This is a genomic window from Chloroflexota bacterium (assembly GCA_038040195.1).
GTDB lineage: Bacteria > Chloroflexota > Limnocylindria > QHBO01 > QHBO01 > DASTEQ01.
In genome coordinates, this window is record JBBPIR010000039.1 from 1 (window position 1) to 1,389 (window position 1,389).

General features: G+C 69.8%; 1 protein-coding gene. It reads left to right on the top strand.

Translation table 11 applies throughout. The features are described from left to right. Positions 1–1,389: efflux RND transporter permease subunit (locus AABM41_09885; protein ID MEK6192603.1), on the top strand; the 1,389-nt coding region annotated here is incomplete at both ends.

Below are 1,389 nucleotides of genomic sequence, written 5' to 3' on the forward strand. Positions count from 1 at the left end.
GATGAGGGCTCGCTGCTCGTGATGCCGACGACGTTTCCGGGGATCGCGATTGAGGAGGCGCGCCGTGCGCTGACGGCCCAGGACCGCATCATCATGCGGTTCCCCGAGGTCGCGTCGGTGCACGGGAAAGCGGGCCGGGCCGAAACGGCGACCGATCCGGCCCAGCTGGACATGATCGAATCGGTCATCGCCCTGCACCCGCGCGGCGAATGGCCGAAGCACTACACACCGCGCTGGTACAGCACGCGCGCGCCCGATTGGGTCAAGCGCGCGCTGCGCCGCGTGTGGCCCGAGCAGCAGGCGCGTACGCTGGCAGAGCTGTCGCGCGACCTCGATGCCGCGCTGCAGATGCCCGGCTACCAGATGGCGATCGCGCCACCGATCCGCACGCGGATCGACATGCTCTCGACCGGGGTCCGGACGCCGGTGGGGATCAAAGTGTTCGGCGAGGACCTGAACGAGATCGAGCGCGTCAGCGTGGCCCTCGAGGGCATGCTGCGCCAGGTGCCTGGCACCCGCAGCACGTTCGCCGAGCGCCAGACCGGTCGTGAGTACATCGACATCGTCCCCAACCGCGAGGCGATCGCGCGCTACGGCCTCACGGTGCGGGACGTCCAGGACGTCGTGGAGGCCGCGGTCGGAGGCATGACGGTCTCGACGGCCATTGCCGGACGTGCTCGCTTCTCGATCAATCTGCGCTACTCGGCCGATCAGCGCTCTGACCCGCAGGCGCTCCGCCGCATTCTCGTGCCGGTCCAGTCGTCGGGCAGCGTGGACTTCGGCGGCGGCAATGCGGGAGCCGGCGGCCGTGCCCAGGGCGGCAGCATGGTCGCCTCGAGTACCGGTGGCAGCGGAGGCGGGATGGGCGGCTCCATGGCGGGAGGCGGGGGAGGGCAGCCCGGCAGCTCAGTGTCCGGTGGCACGTCTTCGGGTCTTGCGCCGCCGCCGATGGGCGGCCTCGCGGCGTCCCCGGATGTCATGGAACAGTGGCGCCAACCGGGTGCCGCCGTCCCGCTCGGGCAACTCGCCGACGTGCGCGTGACGACGGGCCCGCCGATGATCAAGGACGAGAACGGCGTGCTCGTCGGGTACGTGTTCGCCGACATCGACCAGACCAAGCGCGATCTTGGCGGCTGGGTGGCCGACGCCAAGGCGCTGGTGGCGTCTCAGCTCGCGCTGCCTTCGGGGTACCGCCTGCAGTGGACCGGGCAATACGAGTTCCTCGCGGAGATGGAAGCCCGGCTCCGCTACGTTATCCCGCTCACCCTGGTCCTCGTCGTGGCACTGCTCTATCTCTCCATGCGCGGATGGCCGCAGACGTTCCTGGTGTTGTCCAGTCTGCCCTTTGCGGTGGCCGGCAGCGTGTGGCTGCTGGCGTTCATGGACTAC